14 protein-coding genes and 1 tRNA gene are annotated in these 14780 nt (G+C 63.4%); 12 read left to right on the top strand and 3 right to left on the bottom strand.

Annotated features, from left to right (window positions below):
- Positions 1-10: 10 nt before the first annotated feature.
- Positions 11-649: an SDR family oxidoreductase gene (locus C3F38_RS19110; RefSeq protein WP_055316150.1), complete on the top strand. Its 639-nt coding sequence runs from the start codon at positions 11-13 to the stop codon at positions 647-649.
- A gap of 122 nt (positions 650-771) precedes the next feature.
- Here the strand turns inward: C3F38_RS19110 and C3F38_RS19105 are convergent.
- Positions 772-847, bottom strand: a tRNA-Asn gene (locus C3F38_RS19105).
- A gap of 570 nt (positions 848-1417) precedes the next feature.
- Between C3F38_RS19105 and C3F38_RS19100 the strand changes: the two genes are divergently transcribed.
- From C3F38_RS19100 to C3F38_RS19080, 5 genes are all read left to right on the top strand, one after another.
- Positions 1418-2536, top strand: a complete 1119-nt coding sequence (locus C3F38_RS19100; RefSeq protein WP_048234441.1) for a branched-chain amino acid ABC transporter substrate-binding protein — start codon at positions 1418-1420, stop codon at positions 2534-2536.
- A 125-nt stretch (positions 2537-2661) separates the two neighbouring features.
- Positions 2662-3576, top strand: coding sequence for a branched-chain amino acid ABC transporter permease (locus C3F38_RS19095; RefSeq protein WP_047730272.1), 915 nt, complete (start codon positions 2662-2664; stop codon positions 3574-3576).
- A gap of 10 nt (positions 3577-3586) precedes the next feature.
- On the top strand, positions 3587-4873 hold the full coding sequence (gene livM, locus C3F38_RS19090; protein WP_055316147.1) for a high-affinity branched-chain amino acid ABC transporter permease LivM: 1287 nt from the start codon (positions 3587-3589) through the stop codon (positions 4871-4873).
- Complete coding sequence (locus C3F38_RS19085) at positions 4870-5745, top strand: ABC transporter ATP-binding protein (protein ID WP_038877925.1); 876 nt, start codon at positions 4870-4872, stop codon at positions 5743-5745. The genes livM and C3F38_RS19085 overlap by 4 nt, the downstream gene beginning before the upstream one ends.
- The gene (locus C3F38_RS19080; protein WP_041035896.1) at positions 5742-6458 is read left to right on the top strand and encodes an ABC transporter ATP-binding protein; all 717 of its coding nucleotides are present in this window, start codon (positions 5742-5744) and stop codon (positions 6456-6458) included. The genes C3F38_RS19085 and C3F38_RS19080 overlap by 4 nt, the downstream gene beginning before the upstream one ends.
- Positions 6459-6488: 30 nt before the next feature.
- Here C3F38_RS19080 and C3F38_RS19075 read toward each other — a convergent pair whose 3' ends face one another.
- Positions 6489-6911 (bottom strand): helix-turn-helix domain-containing protein, encoded by a 423-nt coding sequence (locus C3F38_RS19075; protein ID WP_038877929.1) that lies wholly within the window; start codon positions 6909-6911, stop codon positions 6489-6491.
- Between the two features lie 86 nt (positions 6912-6997).
- Between C3F38_RS19075 and C3F38_RS19070 the strand changes: the two genes are divergently transcribed.
- Positions 6998-7945: an aromatic alcohol reductase gene (locus C3F38_RS19070; protein WP_055316145.1), complete on the top strand. Its 948-nt coding sequence runs from the start codon at positions 6998-7000 to the stop codon at positions 7943-7945.
- A 17-nt stretch (positions 7946-7962) separates the two neighbouring features.
- Here C3F38_RS19070 and C3F38_RS19065 read toward each other — a convergent pair whose 3' ends face one another.
- Complete coding sequence (locus C3F38_RS19065) at positions 7963-8649, bottom strand: aspartyl/asparaginyl beta-hydroxylase domain-containing protein (RefSeq protein WP_038877933.1); 687 nt, start codon at positions 8647-8649, stop codon at positions 7963-7965.
- 268 nt (positions 8650-8917) lie between these two features.
- Here C3F38_RS19065 and C3F38_RS19060 point away from each other — a divergent pair, with 268 nt between their 5' ends.
- From C3F38_RS19060 to C3F38_RS19040, 5 genes are all read left to right on the top strand, one after another.
- The gene (locus tag C3F38_RS19060) at positions 8918-10108 is read left to right on the top strand and encodes a sugar transporter (RefSeq protein WP_047730275.1); all 1191 of its coding nucleotides are present in this window, start codon (positions 8918-8920) and stop codon (positions 10106-10108) included.
- A gap of 174 nt (positions 10109-10282) precedes the next feature.
- Positions 10283-11677 (top strand): MFS transporter, encoded by a 1395-nt coding sequence (locus C3F38_RS19055; RefSeq protein ID WP_170310530.1) that lies wholly within the window; start codon positions 10283-10285, stop codon positions 11675-11677.
- 142 nt (positions 11678-11819) lie between these two features.
- Entirely contained in the window at positions 11820-12650 is an 831-nt protein-coding gene (locus C3F38_RS19050) for an alpha/beta fold hydrolase (protein ID WP_055316144.1), read from the top strand.
- Positions 12651-12659: 9 nt separating this feature from the next.
- A complete protein-coding gene (locus C3F38_RS19045; protein ID WP_055316143.1) occupies positions 12660-13085 on the top strand; it encodes a DoxX family protein in 426 nt (141 codons plus the stop codon).
- Entirely contained in the window at positions 13078-14688 is a 1611-nt protein-coding gene (locus C3F38_RS19040; protein ID WP_055312019.1) for an MFS transporter, read from the top strand. The genes C3F38_RS19045 and C3F38_RS19040 overlap by 8 nt, the downstream gene beginning before the upstream one ends.
- Positions 14689-14780 lie beyond the last annotated feature (92 nt).

The raw sequence follows: 14780 nt of genomic DNA, 5'->3' as shown, positions 1-14780 counted from the left end.
GGAAAACACCATGAAAAATGTACTGATTCTTGGCGCCGGCGGCCAAATTGCCCGTCACGTTATCGACCGGTTGGCGGATGAACAAGCGGTAGTGCAAACGCTGTTCGCCCGTCAGCCTGAGAAAATCCAGCAGCCGCATCCGGCCAACGCGCGGATCTTTATCGGTGATGTGTTGAACCCATCCGTTTTGGAACAAGCGATGCTGGGGCAGGATCTGGTGTATGCCAACCTGACGGGAGATGACCTGGATGTTCAGGCCAGGGTGGTGATTGCCGCCATGCAGGTCCGCGGCATTAAACGGCTGATCTTCGTTCTTTCTCTGGGCATTTACGATGAAGTTCCGGGCAAATTTGGCAAATGGAATCATGCGATTATCGGTGAACCCCTCAAGCCATTTCGGCGGGCGGCTGATGCCATTGAAGCTTCTGGGCTCGACTACACCATTCTGCGTCCGGCCTGGATGACGGATGAAGAGCAGGTTGACTATGAACTCACGGCACGCCATGAGCCGTTCAGAGGGACGATCGTATCGCGTAAGAGCGTCGCCGCTTTAATTGCCGATATTATTGATGAGCCAGAGAAACACATTGGCGAAAATATCGGTGTTAACCAGCCGGGGACTGACGGTGATAAACCGTACTTCATGTGAGTTACTTCAATAGGTTATGGTTGTGTGGCGATGCGCGGATAACCGGTGGCGTCTCCGCCATTGCCCGGAAATCCAAAAGCAAAAAGCCCGCTCGGGTTTCCCTGAGCGGGCTTCTCTAAATATGGCTCCTCTGACTGGACTCGAACCAGTGACATACGGATTAACAGTCCGCCGTTCTACCGACTGAACTACAGAGGAATCGTGTGAACGGGGCGAATAATAGCGGGGCGCCTGGGGTTTGTCAAAGCGCTAAACTGCAAAAAAAGCGCGTTTGCTGAGGGAATGAGCACCTTGCGCTGTTTTTCGGCATCTTTCGCCGGCAGGCGCTGATTTTTCCCGCCTGTCTCGTTGTCGCATCGCTTGCACAAGCCCTTGCACGGCGATGGTGCAGGGCCACTCACCCTCTCACGTTAGCCGTACGGCCTTGCCCCCTGTTATCCCTGCCACACGCCGCGCCGCAACTGATATGTAGGATGAATAAGCAAACAATATGTATTCGTCGTCACAATGGCTGGATTTTTGCTTACCCATTTTTGGGGAATGCGACTGCGCTCTCAAGAAAATTATTTTCCCCGTCTACACATAAAGTGAAAGTTCCGCGCCCCCGGGCGTTCCGCTATACCCGTCATACTTGACGCTGCCTCGGTGTTGGCTGCGAGCATTTACCCCGGTCACTGACCTTGAGTCAGCTCTCGGGGCTCATGCTCTTGCCGCCTGGATGCAACGCCAATTATCTAGGGTATTAAAACAGTGCTGAGGAAGATAACAATGTCATCGAAATTGATAAAAAGTCCGCTCGCTGCTTTGCTCATCGGTTGTTTAGGTACGGCGTTTTCCGCGCAGGCCGATATCGTCATCGGCGTCGCCGGGCCGTTCTCCGGGCCGAACGCCACCTATGGCGATCAGTATTGGCGCGGGGCTTCGCAGGCGGCGGCGGACATCAACGCCGCCGGCGGCATCAAAGGGGAAAAAATCAAGCTGGTGCAGGGGGATGACGCCTGCGAACCGAAACAGGCGGTCGCGGTCGCCAACCGGCTGGTGGATCAGGACAAGGTCTCGGCGGTGGTCGGCCACTTCTGTTCCTCTTCCACCATGCCCGCTTCCGAGGTGTATGACGAGGCCGGCATCATCGCCATCACCCCCGGCTCCACCAACCCGCAAATCACCGAGCGCGGCATGAAGACCATGTTCCGCATGTGCGGGCGCGACGATCAGCAGGGCGCGATCGCCACCAACTACATGCTGGATACTCTGAAGGCCAAACGCATCGCGGTGATCCACGATAAAGACACCTATGGCCAGGGGCTGGCGGACGCGGCGAAGGCGGCGATGAACAAGCGCGGGGTTAAAGAGGTGCTGTATGAGGGGCTGTCGCGCGGCGAGAAAGACTTCAACGCGCTGGTGACCAAGATCGCCTCGGTCAAGCCGGACGTGGTCTACTTCGGCGGCTGCCATCCCGAAGCCGGGCCGCTGGTGCGCCAGATGCGCGAGCAGGGCGTGACCGCCAAGTTCTTCTCCGGCGACTGCGTGGTGACCGAAGAGCTGGTGACCGCCGCCGGCGGGCCGCAGTACACCAACGGCGTGCTGATGACCTTCGGCAACGATCCGCGCCTGATCCCGGAAGGCAAGGCGGTGATCGCCAAGTTCCGCGCCAGCGGCTTTGAGCCGGAAGGGTACACCCTCTACTCCTACGCCTCTATCCAGGCGATCGCCGCCGCCTTCAACGCCACCGGCGGCAAAGACAGCGCCAAGGCCGCCGAATGGCTGAAGTCGCACGACGTCGATACCGTGATGGGCAAAAAAGCCTGGGACCAGAAGGGCGACCTGAAGGTCTCGGACTACGTGGTCTACCAATGGGATGACAAGGGTAAATATCACCAGCTGTAAACGGCCGAACATTGAGGGTGTGACCCTATGACCGACGGGCTCGCCGCCTTGGCGAGCCCGTTCCGCGATGACCTTTGGGCCGCGTCGGACTGCGTTGGCGGCCTTACCAGGCGAGACTGCTCATTATGGACGTATTCTTTCTGCAACAGCTGATCAACGGCCTGACCCTTGGCGCAGTGTATGGCCTGATCGCCATCGGCTACACCATGGTTTACGGCATCATCGGCATGATCAACTTCGCCCACGGCGAGGTGTACATGATCTCCGCCTACCTGTGCGCCATCGGCTTGGCGCTGCTGTCGTTCTTCGGGCTGCACTCGTTCCCGCTGCTGATCCTCGGCACGCTGGTGTTCACCATCGTCATCACCGGGGTGTACGGCTGGGTGATCGAGCGCATCGCCTACAGGCCGCTGCGCAACTCCACCCGCCTGGCGCCCTTGATCTCCGCCATCGGCATGTCGTTAATCCTGCAAAACTACGCGCAGATCAGCCAGGGGCCGCGCCAGCAGGGCATCCCGACGCTGCTGAGCGGCGTGTTCCGCCTGGAGTTCGACGGCGGCGTGGTGCAGATCACTTACACCAAGGTGTTTATTCTGGTGGCGTCGCTGCTCGGCATGGCGATCCTCACCTACATCATTCAGCGCACCCGGCTGGGGCGCATCTGCCGCGCCACCCAGCAGGATCGCAAAATGGCCTCGATTCTCGGCATCAATACCGATCGGGTGATCTCGCTGGTGTTCGTGATCGGCGCCGCCATGGCCGGGCTGGCCGGGGTGCTGATCACCATGAACTACGGCACCTTCGATTTTTACGTCGGCTTTATCATCGGCATCAAGGCCTTCACCGCCGCGGTGCTGGGCGGCATCGGCTCGCTGCCGGGCGCGATGCTGGGCGGGCTGCTGCTCGGCGTGGCGGAGGCGCAGTTCGCCGGCATGGTGAACTCGGATTACAAGGACGTGTTCTCCTTCGGGTTGCTGGTGGCGATCCTGATCTTCCGTCCGCAGGGCCTGCTCGGCCGGCCGCTGATCGCCAAGGTTTAAGGAGAACGCCATGTCGCAATCCGCAATCAACGGCGGGCTGAACGTCAAACGCAGCCTGCTGGACGCCGTCTTGGCCGGGCTGATCGCCCTGATCGTGTTCGGGCCGATCGTCGGCATCGTGCTGAACGGCTACAGCTTCAACTTCGAGCCGCACCGGCTGGTGTGGATTATCGTCGCGGTGATGGCCGGGCGGCTGCTGCTGAGCCTGTTCCTGCAAACCGCGCCGGGGCGCAGGGTGTTGGCGCGCTTCGACGGTGGCAACGACGGCGTTTACGTGCGGCCGCTGGGCTATAAATCCAACCTGCGCTGGATCCTGCCGCTGATGGCGGCGATCGCGCTGCTGTTCCCGTTCGTCGCCACCAAATACCTGCTGACGGTGGCGATCCTCGGCCTGATCTACGTGCTGCTCGGCCTGGGGCTGAACATTGTGGTCGGCCTGGCGGGGCTGCTCGATCTGGGGTACGTGGCGTTTTACGCCATCGGTGCCTACGGACTGGCGTTGGGCTACCAGTATCTCGGGCTCGGTTTTTGGGCGATGCTGCCGCTGGGGGCGCTGATGGCGGCGTTGGCCGGCGCGCTGCTGGGCTTTCCGGTGCTGCGCATGCACGGCGACTATCTCGCCATCGTTACGCTCGGGTTCGGCGAGATCATCCGGCTGGTGCTGAACAACTGGATGTCGCTCACCGGCGGGCCGAACGGCGTCTCGGTGCCGGCGCCGACGGTGTTCGGCCTGGAGTTCGGCCGCCGCGCCAAAGACGGCGGGGTGCCGATCCACGAATTTCTCGGCATCGATTACAACCCCAACCTCAAGTTCATTTTCATCTATGCGGTGCTGTTTTTGGTGGTGCTGCTGGTGCTGTACATCAAGCACCGGCTGACGCGCATGCCGATCGGCCGCGCCTGGGAGGCGCTGCGCGAGGATGAGATAGCCTGCCGCTCTCTCGGGCTCAATCACGTGCTGGTGAAGCTGTCGGCGTTTATGCTGGGCGCCTCCACCGCCGGGCTGGCGGGGGTATTTTTCGCCACCTATCAGGGCTTCGTCAACCCGACCTCGTTCACCTTCTTCGAGTCGGCGCTGATCCTGGCGATCGTGGTGCTGGGCGGCATGGGCTCCACCCTCGGCGTGGTGCTGGCGGCCTTCGTGCTGACGGTGGCGCCGGAGCTGCTGCGCAGTTTCGCCGAATACCGGGTGCTGCTGTTCGGCGTGCTGATGGTGGCGATGATGATCTGGCGGCCGCGCGGGCTGGTGCGCATCAGCCGCGCCAGCTTCGCCGAACGCAAGGGGGTGGCGCCATGAGCGACGCCATTTTACGGGTGGAGCACCTGATGATGCGCTTTGGCGGCATCAAGGCGCTGAACGACGTCAATTTGGAGGTGGAACGCGGCTCCATCACCGCCCTGATTGGCCCCAACGGCGCCGGCAAGACCACGGTGTTCAACTGCCTGACCGGTTTTTACCGCGCCAGCGGCGGCGCGATCCTGCTCAATACCCACAAGCGGCCGACCGACGTGATCCAGGTGCTGGGGCAGAAGTTTCGCGCCGGCGACTGGATACGCCCGAAGCGGTTCGGCTCGCGCCTCTATTACAAGATGTTCGGCGGCACCCATCTGGTCAACCGCGCCGGGCTGGCGCGCACCTTCCAGAATATCCGCCTGTTCCGCGAAATGTCGGTGGTGGAGAACCTGCTGGTGGCGCAGCACATGCAGAGCAACCGCAACCTGATCGCCGGGGTGCTGAACACGCCGGGCTACCGCCGGGCGGAGAGCGCCGCGCTGGATCACGCTTTCTACTGGCTGGAGGTGGTGGATCTGGTGGACTGCGCCAACCGGCTGGCGGGGGAGATGTCCTACGGCCAGCAGCGGCGGCTGGAGATCGCGCGCGCCATGTGCACCGCGCCGGAGATGATCTGCCTCGACGAGCCGGCCGCCGGGCTGAACCCGGTGGAAACGGCTACGCTGAGCCGCATCATCCGTTTTCTGCGCCAGCATCACGGCATCACGGTGCTGCTGATCGAGCATGACATGGGCATGGTGATGGAGATCTCCGATCGGGTGATCGTGCTCGATCACGGCGACGTGATCGCCCGCGGCACGCCGCAGGAGATCCAGCACAATGAGGCGGTGATCGCCGCCTACCTGGGCGCGGACGAAGAGGAGCTGGCGGGATGAGCGAAGCGATGCTGGAATTTCGCGAAGTGGACGTGTTTTACGGGCCGATCCAGGCGCTGCGCCAGGTGTCACTGCAGGTCAACGCTGGGGAGACGGTGGCGCTGATCGGCGCCAACGGCGCGGGCAAATCCACGCTGTTGATGTCAATCTTCGGCCAGCCGCGCATCGCCGGCGGGCAGATCCTGTTTGGCGGCGAGGACATCAGCCGCCGCTCCACGCACTACGTGGCGGCCGGCGGCATCGCGCAGGCGCCGGAGGGGCGGCGCATCTTTCCGGACATGAGCGTGGAGGAGAACCTGCTGATGGGCACCATCACCGTCGGCAACCGCTATCTGGAAGAGGATTTGCCGCGCATGTTCGAGCTGTTTCCGCGCCTCAAGGAGCGGCGCAACCAGCGGGCGATGACCCTGTCCGGCGGCGAGCAGCAGATGCTGGCGATTGCCCGCGCGCTGATGAGCCGGCCGAAGCTGCTGCTGCTGGACGAGCCGAGCCTGGGGCTGGCGCCGATCGTGGTGCGGCAGATCTTCGGCGTGCTGCGCGAGCTGACCCGCAGCGGCATGACGCTGTTTCTGGTGGAGCAGAACGCCAACCATGCGCTGAAGCTGTCCGATCGCGGCTATGTGATGGTCAACGGCCAGATCCGCCTCACCGGCAGCGGGCAGGAGCTGTTGAACGATCCGGAGGTAAGAAAGGCCTATCTGGGCGGCGGTTGAGCGCCGCCCCACGGGCAGGGAGGCCCGCGTTCATCCCTCGGCGGCGCTTCGTTCTTGATCATCGTAGCGTGAGCGGGCTGCCCTGAAGGCGTCGGCGGAGGCGATAATCCACGACCAGAGCGGCAGCATGTTGAGCAGCATCTCTTTCCCCGCGTCGGTGATGGTGTAAACCACGCGGGGCAGCTTTTCCTGATAATCGCAGCGCGATATCAGCCCGTCCCGTTCGAGATGGCGCAGCGTCCGCGTCAGCATTCTCTGCGTCACGCCCGCTAATTGGCGGCCTATCTCGCCGTGGCGCAGCGGCCCGTGGGTGCCCAGGATATGCAATACCCCCAGCGACCAACGGTTGCCCGCATGCGCGAGGATCTCACGCTTCAACCCTTCATCGTCGTTGCTCAATTCTTCACAGAACGCCTGCGAAAATTGCAGCAGCGTTTCCCGATCGTTCGCCATATTCCTCTCCGGTATCACGCGTGTACCTAATTGAACCCGTTTTTGTCAGCTGTCAGGATGGCGCAGTGTCAAGACAGGAGGCAAGAATGAAATCCACAAATCCATCCATCAATACCGTGCTCATACTCGGCGCCGGTGAACTGGGGCTGCCGGTATTGCGCGCGATGAGCCGGCAGGCCCGGTTACACCACGCTTTAAATATCAGCGTGCTGCTGCGGCCGGAGGCTGCCCGCGCCGTCACCGGCCCGCATCGCGCGCGGCGGGGTGCGCTGGCGCGGCTCGGTATCGCCGTGGTGGAAGGCGATCTGCAGCAAAACAGCGTGGATGAGCTGAGTACGCTGCTGCGCGGCTTTGACGCGGTGATCAACTGCAGCGGCTTTGTCGGCGGGGCGGGCACGCAGATAAAGATCACCCAGGCCGTTTTGCAGGCGGGCGTGGCGCGTTATTTCCCGTGGCAGTTCGGCGTGGACTACGATGTTGTCGGTACAGGCAGCGGGCAACAGGTGTGGGATGAACAGCTCGAAGTGCGCCACCTGCTGCGTGCGCAGAAGGCGACGGAGTGGGTGATTGTTTCCACGGGCATTTTCACCAGCTACCTGTTTGACTCGGGTTTTGGCGTGGTGGACGCGGCCACCAAAACGGTGCGCGCGTTGGGCGACTGGCGTTACGCGGTGACGCTGACCACCCCCGAGGACATTGGCCGGCTGACGGCCGCGATTTTTTTCCATCGGCCCGCGTTTCGCAACCAGGTGGTCTATATCGCCGGGGACACGTTGACCTACCGCGAGCTTGCCGATGTCATGCAGGCGCACTGGGGCGTTGAGGTCAACAGAGTCCTGTTGAACAAAGAGCGGCTGCAGGAGGAGGTGCTGAACCATCCGCGTGACGTCGGCGCCAAATACCGGCTGGCTTTCGCCCGGCCCGACGGCGTGGCCTGGGATAAGGCGAAGACCTTCAATGCGCGCCAGGGTATAGCCACCACCACCGCCGAGCAGTGGCTGGCGCAGCAATGCCCGACCTCGCAGGACGGTTAGTCGCCTGAGCGCCGGACTTAGAACTGGCGCTGCATCCAGCGCACGTTCAGCCGCACCAGGGCGATGATGGCGCTGGAGAGCAGCCGCAGCCCGCCGGGTATGTCGCGGCGGCGGATGTCCAGCAGCAGCACGGTGCGCACCTGCGCGCTGTCGTTCCACACCTCGTGTTCGAAGGTATCGTCCCACAGCATGAACTCCCCCTCGTGCAGCCGGTATTCGCGGCCGTCCACTTTCAGCACCGCCGCCGGCACCCCGTCGGCGCGTTTGGGCATGTCCAGCACCAGATAGCCGCGCAGAATGCCGCGGAACGGCCCGCGGTGGGGCGGCACCTGTTTACCGGGCGCCAGGAAGGAGAGCGAGGCGGACAGCACGTCCGGCGACGAGGCGATCAGCGCCGCCAGCGTCGGGCAGCGTGCCAGGTTGCGGGCGATCGGCTGGCCGTAGGCCTTCATGATGAACATGCGCCAGTCGCGCGCGTCGTTGGCGGAGATCGATTCCTGCTGGATCATGATCTCGTGAAAACGGGGAATATTGTGCAGATCGTGGGCGACGGTCAGCGCCTCCTCGCGGATCTGCCGCCATTGGGCGGTGAAACGTTCGGCGTCGGGGAACAGCGCGGCGCTGTCGAGCACCGGCTTGCCCTGAATGCGGCGATCGTAAACATTGCGCAATGCGAGCACGGACCAATCATAAATCGCGGACATAATGACCTCGCCTCAGAAAACGCCAAATGGACACTGCGCGCGGTTCTTCGGCGCGGCGCGTCGTCTGCGGCGGCCGGAGGGGAAGAGCGGCAGGAAAAATTGGTACGCTTCAATAGATTAGCACAGCATTTGTGCAACCGTGTGTCTGCGAATGTGTCGAAATGCGGCGAATAAAACCACACAATTAAAGTGTGACGCGTATCGCATTTAGCGGGCCGGTTGGTTAAAATATCGCTACTTGCCCGCACCTGTCCGGATTTTGTTTACCATGGAACACGCTGCCGTTTCGCGCTCAACCGCCTGGTTGCGCGTGGTTATCCTCGCCGTCTCGGCCTTTATCTTCAACACCACCGAATTTATTCCGGTCGGTCTGCTGAGCGACATCGCCGCCAGCTTCTCGATGCAAACCGAGCAGGTCGGCCTGATCATCACCATCTACGCCTGGATCGTCGCCGCCGCCTCGTTGGCGTGCATGCTGCTGACCAGCAAAATCGAGCGCCGCAAGCTGCTGATCGGCGTGTTCATGCTGTTTATCGCCAGCCACGTGCTGACCGCCGTGGCCTGGAACTTCACCACGCTGGTCATCTCGCGCGCCGGCGTGGCGCTGGCGCACTCGGTGTTCTGGTCGATCACCGCCTCGCTGGCGATCCGCGTGGCACCGCCAGGCAAGAAAGCCCAGGCGCTGAGCCTGCTGGCGGGCGGCACCGCGCTGGCGATGGTGCTCGGCCTGCCGCTCGGGCGGGTGGTGGGGCAGCTGCTCGGCTGGCGCATGACCTTTATCGGCATCGCGGTGTGCGCCACCCTGGCGCTGGTGCTGCTGTGGCGCCTGCTGCCGGTGCTGAAAAGCGAGCACTCCGGTTCGCTGGCCAGCGTGCCGCTGCTGTTCAAACGCCCGGCGCTGTTGGCGCTGTACATGCTGACCGTCATCGTGGTGACGGCGCACTTCACCGCCTACAGTTACATCGAGCCGTTTATCCAGACCGTGGCCGGGCTGTCGGAGAACTTCACCACGCTGATGCTGCTGCTGTTCGGCGCCGCCGGCATCGTCGGCAGCCTGCTGTTCAGCCGCTACAGCGAGCGTTTTCCTTCCGGCTTCTTTATCGGCGCCATCGCGCTGCTGACGTTGAGCCTGGTGCTGCTGTTGCCGGCCGCCGGCAGCGAAAGCCACCTGACCGTGCTGTGCATTTTCTGGGGTATGGCGATCATGGCCATCGGCCTGTCGATGCAGGCCAAAGTGCTGAGCCTGGCGCCGGACGCCACCGACGTGGCGATGGCGATCTTCTCCGGCCTGTACAACTTCGGCATCGGCAGCGGGGCGCTGCTGGGCAACCAGGTGAGCCTGCATCTGGGCATGGGCAACATCGGCTTCGTCGCCGCGCCGCTGGCGCTGATCGCCCTCGGCTGGTGCCTGCTGAGCTTCTACCGCAGCGAACGGCTGCAGCAGCACCCCAGCCGTTAAGCCACCGATTCGGGATGCCGCTGCGGCATCCCAGGTTGCATTTTCCTGCTATAAAACAGGCTGCTGCAGCGTTTTATGCTTAACTTTTTTTCATAGTCTGCTAATTAAAAATTTAACTCCGACGCCGCTTCGCTAGCATAGAAAGTCATCAAAAATGTTAATGCGAGGTTAACGGTGAGTGACTCTGTAGCGGCGTCGCCGATCCATGCGCGGGATTTGGCGGCCAGAATCGACGCCTTGCCCGCGTCGGCCGGCCTGTGGCGCTTTATCATTCTGCTGTCGCTGGGCGGCTTTTTCGAACTCTACGATCTGTTCCAGACCGGCTATATCAGCACCGGCCTTATCGCCGACGGCATTTTCCACACCGGCGCGCAGGGCGTCTTCGGCGTCTCGGACCAGGCGGCCTTCGCCTCCGCCACCTTTCTTGGCCTGTTCGTCGGCGCCAGCCTGCTGAGCCCGTACGCCGATCGCTTCGGCCGCCGCGCCACCTTCATGTTCGCCCTGATCTGGTATGGCGCCTTCTCGCTGCTGCTGGCGTTTCAACAGCAGGCGGAGTGGGTGATCTTTCTGCGCTTTCTGGTGGGCGTCGGGCTCGGCATGGAGCTGGTGACCATCGATACCTACCTGACGGAGTGGGTGCCCGCGCATCTGCGCACTCGGGCTTTCGCCTTCGCGTTCTTCGTGCAGTTCCTGTCGGTGCCGGCGGTGGCGCTGATGTCCTGGTGGCTGGTGCCGCAGACGATTTGGGGCCTGAGCGGCTGGCGCTACGTGGTGATCGCCGGCGCGCTGGCTTCGCTGGTGATTTGGCTGGTGCGCAAGGGGCTGCCGGAGTCGCCGCGCTGGCTGGTGCAGCAGCGGTGCTATGCGCAGGCCCGGCTGGTGATGCGGGATATGGAGCGGCGCTGCGGCGTGGTGGCCACGGACTTCCCGTCGCGCCCGGTTGACGATGCCGAGGGCGCGCCGCCGCGCGGCCGCTTTCGCGACATCTGGGCGCCGCAGTATCGCGATCGCACGCTGATGCTGGTGGTGATGAATTTCTTTCAGGCCATCGGCTTCTTCGGCTTCGGCAACTGGCTGCCGGCGCTGCTGTCGGGCAAGGGCGCTTCGGTCACCCACAGCCTGCTGTACGCTTTCTTCATTACGTTGGCCTACCCGCTGGGCTCGCTGCTGTGCAGCTTCTACGCCGATAAGATGGAGAATAAGTGGCAGATCGTGTTGTCTTGCCTGGTGACGGTGATCTTCGGCTCGCTGTTCGCGCTGCAGAACAACCCGCTGTGGCTGATCCTGTGCGGCTTCTTCATCACCTGGTCCAACGCCTGGCTGACCTACAGCTACCACTCCTATCAATCCGAGATCTTCCCGACCCACATCCGCGCCCGCGCCGTCGGTTTCTGCTACTCCTTCAGCCGGCTGTCGACGGTGTTCAGCAGCATCATTATCGGCATTATCTTGCAGTACGGCGGCTCGCTGGGGGTGATCGCGTTTATCGTCGCCAGCATGCTGATCGTGATGCTGGTGATCGGGCTGTTCGGCCCGAAAACGCGCGGCATCGATCTGGAAAACATCTGACGTTTTGCGCCGGCGGCGACGCCGGCCTCTTCAGCAAAAAAACTCGCGATCATGCGAAAATTATTCCGTTATCACTGCTTTTGCGCCTGCCGTACTGTTACCCGGTACAAAATCCAATTCAATACCGAGCGGGGAACACGTCATGAGCATCCTCACCGCGCCCGATGGCGCGCGCATTTTCTACAAGGATTGGGGCCGCGGCCAGCCGATCCTGTTCTCCCACGGTTGGCCGCTGTCCGCCGACGCCTGGGACAACCAGCTGCTGTTTTTCGGCCAGAGCGGGTTCCGGGTGATCGCCCACGATCGCCGCGGCCACGGCCGTTCGGATCAGACCTGGCACGGCAACGACATCAACCAATACGCCGACGATCTGGCTCTGCTGATTGAAACGCTGGATCTGCGCGATCTGATCCTGGTCGGCCACGCCATCGGCGGCGGCGAAGTGGCGCGCTACATCGGCCGCCACGGCAGCGATCGGGTGGCGAAGGTGGTGCTGGTGGGCGCCGTGCCGCCGCTGATGCTGCAAACGCCGGCCAACCCGGAAGGCGCACCCATGGCGGCCTTCGACGGCATTCGCAGCGGCGTGGCGGGCAACCGCCCGCAGTTCTTCAAAGATCTGGCGGTGCCGTTCTACGGCTTCCATTGCGACGAGGTGGAGAGCAATGCGGGGCTGATCGACCACTTCTGGCTGATGGCCATGCAGGGCGGCGTGAAAGGGCAGTACGACGGCGTGAGCGCGTTCTCCGAAGTGGATTACACCGCCGATCTGTTGGCGATCGACAAGCCGACGCTGCTGGTGCACGGCGACGCCGATCAGATCGTGCCGATCGGCGCCTCGGCGCTGAAAGCCGCTAAGCTTATGCAACAGGCGGAGCTGAACGTTTACGCCGGCGGCGCTCACGGCTTGGCGCAGGTCGATCCCGATCGCTTCAACGCCGATCTGCTGGCCTTTATCCAGAATTCGCCGTTTTAAGGGGGCGCGATGAACCTGACTGCTATCGCCGCCCGCTGCGCGCAGCGGCTGCATGCGCCCGCAGTGCGCTGGCTGCTGCTGCTCGCCATTTGCGCCGCCTACATCCAGGGCGGGTTGGTCAAGGCGCTGAACGTCGAAGGCGCCATCGCCGAGATGACCCACTTCGGCCTGCAGCCGGCGGCGCTGTTCGCCGTGCTGGTGACGCTGCTGGAACTGGCGGCGTCGGCGCTGATCCTGAGTGGCTTTTATCGCTGGCTCGGCGCGTTGGCGCTGGCCGGTTTTACCCTGATGGCGACGCTGATGGCCAATCCGTTCTGGCAGTTCGACGGGGCGGAACGCGGCCAGATGATGAACGGATTTTTTGAACACCTCGGGCTGGCCGGCGCGCTGTTGCTGGTGGCATTTAACGATTTGAAGGAGCGAGCGGATGGCTGAACAGACGGAAAACAAGGCGGCGGCGGGCGGCTTCGCGCCGCTGAAAATCCCATTATTTGCGGTGCTCTGGGGCGCCACGGTGCTCGGCAACGTCGGCAGCTTTATGCGCGACGTCGCCAGCTCGTGGCTGATCACCGATCTGTCGAGCAACCCCTCGGCGGTGGCGCTGATGCAGACCGCCGCCACGCTGCCGGTGTTCCTGCTGGCGATCCCGGCCGGGGTATTGTCGGACATCCTCGATCGGCGGCGCTTTCTGATCTTCGTGCAAATTCTGCTGGCCTGCGTCAGCGGCAGCCTGCTGGTGCTGTCACAGACCGGTGCGTTGACGGTGGAATACCTGCTGGCGCTGACCTTCGTCGGCGGCATCGGTGCGGCGCTGATGGGGCCGACCTGGCAGGCGATCGTGCCGGAGCTGGTGCCGCGCACCGAGCTGAAAAACGCCGTGGCGCTGAACTCGCTGGGCATTAACATCGCCCGCTCCATCGGCCCGGCGGCCGGCGGCCTGCTGCTGGCCAGCTTCGGCGCCGGCGCAGCCTACGGCGCGGACGTGATGAGCTATGTGCTGGTGATCGCGGCGCTGCTGTGGTGGAAGCGGCCGAAGGCCGAGGACAGCGGCCTGTCGGAACACTTCTTCGGCGCTTTCCGCGCCGGGCTGCGCTATGCCCGTTCCAGCCGTGAGCTGCACGTGGTGCTGCTGCGGGCAGCGGTGTTCTTCGCCTTCTCCAGCTCGGTCTGGGCGCTGCTGCCGCTGGTGGCGCGCCGCATGCTGGGCGGCAGCGCCGGTTTTTACGGCGTGCTGCTGGGGGCGGTAGGCGCCGGGGCGATCCTCGGGGCGATCGCGCTGCCGCGCCTGCGCCAGCGGCTCAACGCTGACGGGCTGGTGCTGCTGGCGGCGGTGCTCACCGCCGTGGTGATGGCGGCCCTGTCGCTGGCGCCGCCGCAGTGGCTGGCGGTGGTACTGCTGTTGGTGCTGGGCGCCGGCTGGATCATTGCGCTGACTACGCTCAACGGCGCGGCGCAGGGCGTGCTGCCCAACTGGGTGCGCGGCCGCGGCCTGGCCATCTACCTGATGGTGTTCAACGGCGCGATGGCGGCGGGCAGCCTGCTGTGGGGGCTGGTGGCACAGGAGCTGGGCGTGGCCGCCACGCTGCTGGTCGGCGGCGTCGGCCTGTTGGCGGCGGGGCTGCTGTTCCACCGCCTGCGCTTGCCGACCGGCGAGGCCGATCTGCAGCCGTCGAACCATTGGCCGGAGCCGCTGGTCAACACGCCGGTTGAGAACGATCGCGGCCCGGTGATGATTCAGGTGGAGTACCGCATCCGCGAACAGGATCGGCCGCAGTTCTTGCGCACGCTACTGATGCTGGAGCGGGCGCGTCGCCGCGACGGCGCTTACGCCTGGGGCATCACCGAGCACACCGGCGATCCGGAATGCATCATGGAGTGGTTCCTGGTGGAGTCCTGGGCGGAGCACCTGCGGCAGCACCAGCGGGTGTCGCACGCCGACGCCGATCTGCAGCAGGAGGCGCTGCGCTTCCACATCGGGCTGGAGAAACCGGTGGTGCATCACTTCCTGTCGCTCGACAGGCATCAGGCGAAGCATTAACTGCACGGCCAGGCGGTGAGAAGGTGCTATGCTTTTGGTCGGTTCGGCGGCGCGGCCGCCGTAAGACGAATGTAGTCAGCACAGGGAGACAC

Origin of the sequence: Serratia sp. SSNIH1 (assembly GCF_002935055.1) — a bacterium.
GTDB classification, from domain to species: domain Bacteria; phylum Pseudomonadota; class Gammaproteobacteria; order Enterobacterales; family Enterobacteriaceae; genus Serratia; species Serratia nevei.
Note: the sequence above shows the minus strand (reverse complement) of the source record. Positions and strands in the feature narration are given on the sequence as shown.

What these genes read in the sequence shown, in the direction of transcription:
- C3F38_RS19095 (WP_047730272.1), top strand. Translation starts at nt 2,662, where the DNA reads ATGGACGTATTCTTTCTGCAACAGCTGATCAACGGCCTGACCCTTGGC.
- C3F38_RS19110 (WP_055316150.1), top strand. Translation starts at nt 11, where the DNA reads ATGAAAAATGTACTGATTCTTGGCGCCGGCGGCCAAATTGCCCGTCAC.
- C3F38_RS19070 (WP_055316145.1), top strand. Translation starts at nt 6,998, where the DNA reads ATGAAATCCACAAATCCATCCATCAATACCGTGCTCATACTCGGCGCC.
- C3F38_RS19100 (WP_048234441.1), top strand. Translation starts at nt 1,418, where the DNA reads ATGTCATCGAAATTGATAAAAAGTCCGCTCGCTGCTTTGCTCATCGGT.
- C3F38_RS19040 (WP_055312019.1), top strand. Translation starts at nt 13,078, where the DNA reads ATGGCTGAACAGACGGAAAACAAGGCGGCGGCGGGCGGCTTCGCGCCG.
- C3F38_RS19045 (WP_055316143.1), top strand. Translation starts at nt 12,660, where the DNA reads ATGAACCTGACTGCTATCGCCGCCCGCTGCGCGCAGCGGCTGCATGCG.
- C3F38_RS19050 (WP_055316144.1), top strand. Translation starts at nt 11,820, where the DNA reads ATGAGCATCCTCACCGCGCCCGATGGCGCGCGCATTTTCTACAAGGAT.
- C3F38_RS19060 (WP_047730275.1), top strand. Translation starts at nt 8,918, where the DNA reads ATGGAACACGCTGCCGTTTCGCGCTCAACCGCCTGGTTGCGCGTGGTT.
- C3F38_RS19085 (WP_038877925.1), top strand. Translation starts at nt 4,870, where the DNA reads ATGAGCGACGCCATTTTACGGGTGGAGCACCTGATGATGCGCTTTGGC.
- C3F38_RS19080 (WP_041035896.1), top strand. Translation starts at nt 5,742, where the DNA reads ATGAGCGAAGCGATGCTGGAATTTCGCGAAGTGGACGTGTTTTACGGG.
- livM (WP_055316147.1), top strand. Translation starts at nt 3,587, where the DNA reads ATGTCGCAATCCGCAATCAACGGCGGGCTGAACGTCAAACGCAGCCTG.
- C3F38_RS19065 (WP_038877933.1), bottom strand. Translation starts at nt 8,649, where the DNA reads ATGTCCGCGATTTATGATTGGTCCGTGCTCGCATTGCGCAATGTTTAC.
- C3F38_RS19075 (WP_038877929.1), bottom strand. Translation starts at nt 6,911, where the DNA reads ATGGCGAACGATCGGGAAACGCTGCTGCAATTTTCGCAGGCGTTCTGT.